Raw genomic sequence first — 5,325 nt, forward strand, 5'->3', positions numbered from 1 at the left:
TCCGGCGGGCCGGCCCGCCCGCCGTCGAGACAGGTCGGGTACCGCTCGTCCGGGTCGGCCAGGACGACGTCCTCCACCACGAGGTCGTGCTCCCACCAGTCGCCGAAGTCGTAGGTGTACCGGAACCGGCTGCCCTTGCCCAGCACCGCGTCGAGCCGTACCTCCAGCTCGTCGCGCAGGGCCAGCTCGCCGTCCGGGTCCGGGTCGGGGTCGCCGTACGACACCCCGTCGATGTCGAACGAGTGCAGGTGGCAGTCCCGCCAGCCCACCGCGTACTGCACCACCCGGTGCAGCCGGTCCAGCGTGTACGCGCCGGGCACCAGCACCCGCCGCCAGACCGGTGGTCGGATCCCGGCCAGAGACACCTTGAGCTGGAAGATCTGACGCGACATGCGGCCCCATCCTTCCTCGGCATAGGCTGCCGGCATGATCTGCCGAGCGTGCCGGGCGCGGCGGCACGACGAGTGCCCCGGCCGGAACTGGTGCGACTGCCAGCACCGTACCCCCGCGCCCACTCCTCCGGTGACCGGTCCGGCCGGCGAATGAGCGGACGCGTCGATATTCACCGACTCTCGCCGCCCCCCACCGCCGGGCCCGGGGACGCCCGCCCGGCCCCGCTGACCGACCCGGAGCTGACCGCGCTGTACGACCGCGCCGACCGGCCCCACCTGCGGATGAACTTCGTGACCAGCGTCGATGGCGCGGTGAGTGTGGACGGCTACTCCGCCGGGCTCTCCGGCGGGCCGGACAAGCGGGTCTTCGGCCTGCTGCGGATGCTCTGCGACGGGCTGCTGGTGGCCGCCGGCACGCTGCGCCAGGAGGCGTACCGGGCGCTGCGCCTCAACGAGGCCCGGCGGGCCTGGCGCGTCGGGCACGGGCTGCCCGCGTACCCGACGCTGGTGGTGGTCTCCGGCTCGCTGCGGCTCGACCCGGCGCAGGCCGCCTTCGCCGACGCCCCGGTCCGCCCGGTGGTGCTCACCCACGAGGCTGCCGACCCGCCGCCCGGCCTGACCGACGTCGCCGACCTGGTGCGCTGCGGCACCGACCGGGTGGACCTCGCGGCGGGCCTGGCCGTGCTGCGCGGACGCGGCCTGGGCCAGCTCCTCTGCGAGGGCGGGCCGCAGCTCTTCGGCGCGCTCACCGGCGCCGACCTGGTCGACGAGGTCTGCCTCACGGTCACGCCGCTGCTCGCCGGCCCCGGACCGGGCCGGATCACCGCCGGGGAGTCGAGCGCGCTGCGGCGGCTCCCGCTGCGGCACGTGCTGGCCGCCGACGACGGCACGCTCCTGCTCCGGTACGCCCGCTGACCCGCCGCCGGGGCTCGCCGGCCCGGCCCTCTCGGGGCCGGGCGTCGCCGGCCCGGTGCCGACGCCACGCCGGCCGACGCCACGCCGGCCCACGGCGGCGCACCGCCCGCCGACCACCCGGGCACCGTCCGTACCCCGGTCGTCGCTGCGCGTCGACGGCGGCACGTCGCGTGGCAACCTGTCACACTCCTCGGGCAGGATGCAGGGCGTGTTCGCTGACGGAGACCACCGGCTGACCGGAGCCCACCGATGACCGACGACGAGTTCGACGGCTCGGGCGGCGTCGGGCGGGTGCTCGGCACCGCCGACGCCACCCCGTTGCAGTTCTGGACGGCCGTGGCCCCCGGCAGCTACCTGCAGCTCGACGACGTGGTGGTGACCCGCCGCGAGCTGCCCGACCGGGAGCCGGTGACCATCGCCGGGGTGGTCACCCAGGTGCGCGCCCGGCACGAGGGCGCCCAGTTCGACTCGGACGTCTTCGCCATCGCCGACGGCACGCTGCCGGCGATGGTGCAGGAGGCCGCCGAGATCACCACCACCCGGGTCGACCCGGAGTTCTACGTGCCCCCGCACCCGGGGGCGGTGGTGCACCGCGCCGAGGGCGACGCGCGGGCGCGGGCGCTGCACTTCGACCGGATGGAACGGCGGATCCCGATGGGGATGGGCCGCGACGGGGTGCCGGTCTACCTCAACGCCGACTTCCTCGACGGCACCCGGGGCGCGCACGTCTCGATCTCCGGCATCTCCGGGGTGGCCACCAAGACCAGCTTCGCCACCTTCCTGCTCTACTCGGTCTTCCGCTCCGGCGTGCTCGGCGGGGACGCGGTCAACGCCAAGGCGCTGATCTTCAACGTCAAGGGCGAGGACCTGCTCTTCCTCGACCACCCCAACACCCGCCTCGACGACGCCACCCGGGCCGGGTACGCGAAGCTCGGCCTGGCCGCCGGGGCCTTCCCGGACGTGCGGGTGTACGCCCCGCCCCGGATCGGCGACTCCTCCGGCACGCCGGACGTGAGCAGCCGGCTGACCGGGGTGGACAGCTTCTACTGGACGCTGAGCGAGTTCTGCGCCGACCGGCTGCTGCCGTACGTCTTCGCCGACGCCGACGACGAGCGCCAGCAGTACACGATGGTGGTCCACTCGGTCGCCGCCCACCTGGCCCGGTACGCCCAGCCCGCCGACGGCGGGGTGAGCGTCGACGGGGTCCGCCTCGGCACCTACGCCGACCTGGTCGACCACATCGTCGAGCAGCTCACCGACGACGAGACCCGTGGCGAGTGGGCCGGCAGCGCGGTCGGCGTCGGCACGGTCAACGCCTTCGCCCGCCGGCTGATCGGCAGCAAGAAGGACCTGAGCCGGCTGATCCGGGGCGACCTGGCCGCCCGTCGCCCGCACAGCATCAACACCGCCGAGAGCGCCCAGGTCACCGTGGTCGACCTGCACAACCTGCCGGACCGGGCGCAGCGGTTCGTGGTCGGCGTGACGCTCAAGAGCGAGTTCGAGCGCAAGGAGAAGGCCGGCACCGCCAAGCCGCTGCTCTTCGTCGTCCTCGACGAGCTGAACAAGTACGCCCCCCGGGAGGGCTCCTCCCCGATCAAGGAGGTGCTGCTGGACATCGCCGAGCGGGGGCGGTCGCTGGGGGTGATCCTGGTCGGCGCGCAGCAGACCGCCAGCGAGGTGGAACGACGCATCGTCACCAACTCGGCGATCCGGGTGGTCGGCCGGCTGGACCCGGCCGAGGCGTCCCGCCCGGAGTACGGTTTCCTCCCGCCCGCGCAGCGGCAGCGGGCCCTGCTGGCCAAGCCGGGCACGATGTTCGTCAACCAGCCGGACATCCCGGTCCCGCTCTGCCTGGAGTTCCCCTTCCCGGCCTGGGCCACCCGGGTCTCCGAGGCGGGTCGGGCCCCCTCGGAGACGCTCCGGTCGATCACCGGGGCGGCCGACCCGTTCGCGGTGGTCGGCTCCGGCGGCGGCAGCGACGACGACATCCCGTTCTAGGGGCACCCACTCATGAAGATCCTGCACACCTCCGACTGGCACGTCGGCAAGGTGCTCAAGGGCCGCTCCCGGGCCGAGGAGCACAAGCAGGTCCTCGCCGGGATCATCGACGTGGCCCGGGTCGAGCGCCCCGACCTGGTGATCGTCGCCGGTGACCTGTACGACACCGCCGCGCCCACCCCGGAGGCGACCCGGCTGGTCACCCGGGCGTTGACCGCGCTGCGCCGCACCGGCGCGGACGTGGTGGCGATCGGCGGCAACCACGACAACGGCGCCGCGCTGGACGCGCTGCGCCCGTGGGCCGAGGCGGCCGGGATCACCCTGCGCGGCAGCGTCCGGGAGGACCCGGACGAGCACGTCGTCGACGGCGTCACCGCCGGCGGCGAGCGGTGGCGGGTGGCCGCGCTGCCGTTCCTGTCCCAGCGGTACGCCGTCCGCGCGGTGGAGATGTACGAGCTGACCGCCGCCGAGGCCACCCAGACGTACGCCGACCACCTGGGGCGGATCCTGGCCCGGCTCACCGAGGGCTTCGACGAGCCGGACCGGGTACACCTGGTCACCGCGCACCTGACCGTGGTCGGCGCGGCGGTCGGCGGCGGGGAGCGGGACGCGCACACCGTGCTCGGGTACGCGGTGCCGACCTCGGTCTTCCCCGGCACCGCGCACTACGTGGCGCTGGGGCACCTGCACCGGTCGCAGCGGGTGATCGGCCCCTGCCCGATCCGGTACAGCGGCAGCCCGATCGCGGTGGACTTCGGCGAGCAGGAGAACGTCTGCTCGGTGACGATGGTGGAGGTGACCGCCACCACGGCGGCCCGCGTCCGGGAGGTGCCGGTGGCCGCCGCGATCCCGCTGCGCACGCTCCGGGGCACCCTGGCCCAGCTCGCCGAGGCCACCCCGCCCGAGGGCTGGCTGCGGGTGTACGTCCGGGAGCAGCCGCGCGCCGGGCTGCGGGAGGAGGTGCAGGAGCTGCTCCCCTCGGCGGTGGAGATCCGGATCGACCCGGAGCTGGTGCCGGCCCCCGGCTCCGGCGCCCGCACCGCCCAGCGGGCCGGCCGCTCGCCCCGGCAGCTCTTCGCCGACTACCTGGACAGCCGGGGCCACGCCGACTCCGAGGTCCGGGCGCTGTTCGACGAGCTGTTCGAGGAGGTCGACCCGTAGTGCGACCGATGCGGCTGGACATGGCGGGCTTCACCGTCTTCCGGGACCCGACCACCGTCGACTTCACCGACGCGGACTTCTTCGCCCTGGTCGGGCCGACCGGGTCGGGCAAGTCGACGGTGCTGGACGCGATCTGTTTCGTGCTCTACGGCGCGGTGCCCCGCTGGGGCGGGGCGCGGGGGCTGTCGAACGCGCTCGCCCCGTCGGCGACCGAGGCCCGGGTCCGGCTGGTGTTCGAGTCCGCCGGGGACCGGTACGTGGCGACCCGGGTGGTGCGCCGGGACGGCCGGGGCAACGTCAAGACCACCAACGCCGGGTTGCAGCTCATGCCGGCCGGGTTCGACGTGACCAAGCTGGACACCGGGCTCAGCCCGGAGGACCTGGGCGAGGTGGTGGCCGGCACCCCGGCCGAGATGGACGGCGCGGTGCTGACGGCGGTCGGGCTGCCGTACGAGCAGTTCACCAGTTGCGTGGTGCTGCCGCAGGGACAGTTCGCCGACTTCCTGCACGCCAAGCCGGCCACCCGGCAGCAGATCCTGGTCAACCTGCTCGGCCTCGGCGTCTACGAGCGGGTGCAGAAGCGGGCCACCGAGCGGGCCGGGCAGGCCGAGGCGAAGCTGGAGGCGGTGGCCCGGATGCTCGCCGGGCTCGACGACGTTGACGACGCGGCGCTGGCCGGGGCGCAGGCCGGGGTGACCCGGGCACACGAGCTGGCCGGGGCGGTCGCGGCGGCCGTACCGGAGCGGGAGCGGGCCCGGTCGGCGGCGCGGGAGGCGCACGCGGCGCTGGCCGCCCTCGACGCCGAGCTGACGGTGCTCGGGGCGGTGCGGGCGCCGGACGGGGTGGCCGAGGTGGCCCG

General features: G+C 74.9%; 5 protein-coding genes. 4 read left to right on the forward strand and 1 reads right to left on the reverse strand.

Translation table 11 applies throughout. The features are described from left to right. Nucleotides 1–392, reverse strand: a 392-nt coding sequence (locus AWW66_RS31170) for a plasmid pRiA4b ORF-3 family protein (protein ID WP_067374157.1), incomplete at its 3' end; no start/stop codon positions are given. Nucleotides 393–542: 150 nt separating this feature from the next. Between AWW66_RS31170 and AWW66_RS31175 the strand changes: the two genes are divergently transcribed. The 4 genes from AWW66_RS31175 to AWW66_RS31190 form a co-directional block, all read left to right on the forward strand. Then, the gene (locus AWW66_RS31175) at nt 543–1,307 is read left to right on the forward strand and encodes a pyrimidine reductase family protein (protein ID WP_067374161.1); all 765 of its coding nucleotides are present in this window, start codon (nt 543–545) and stop codon (nt 1,305–1,307) included. A gap of 249 nt (nt 1,308–1,556) precedes the next feature. Continuing rightward, the gene (locus tag AWW66_RS31180; RefSeq protein WP_067374164.1) at nt 1,557–3,305 is read left to right on the forward strand and encodes an ATP-binding protein; all 1,749 of its coding nucleotides are present in this window, start codon (nt 1,557–1,559) and stop codon (nt 3,303–3,305) included. 12 nt (nt 3,306–3,317) lie between these two features. Next, nucleotides 3,318–4,466, forward strand: coding sequence for an exonuclease SbcCD subunit D (locus AWW66_RS31185; protein WP_067374167.1), 1,149 nt, complete (start codon nt 3,318–3,320; stop codon nt 4,464–4,466). After that, nucleotides 4,466–5,325: AAA family ATPase (locus AWW66_RS31190; protein ID WP_157528249.1), on the forward strand; the 860-nt coding region annotated here is incomplete at its 3' end. The genes AWW66_RS31185 and AWW66_RS31190, both read left to right, overlap by 1 nt.

This window comes from Micromonospora rosaria (assembly GCF_001567585.1).
Lineage (GTDB): Bacteria > Actinomycetota > Actinomycetes > Mycobacteriales > Micromonosporaceae > Micromonospora > Micromonospora rosaria.

Coding starts and splice junctions, on each gene's coding strand:
- AWW66_RS31175 (WP_067374161.1), top strand. CDS start 543: ATGAGCGGACGCGTCGATATTCACCGACTCTCGCCGCCCCCCACCGCC.
- AWW66_RS31180 (WP_067374164.1), top strand. CDS start 1,557: ATGACCGACGACGAGTTCGACGGCTCGGGCGGCGTCGGGCGGGTGCTC.
- AWW66_RS31185 (WP_067374167.1), top strand. CDS start 3,318: ATGAAGATCCTGCACACCTCCGACTGGCACGTCGGCAAGGTGCTCAAG.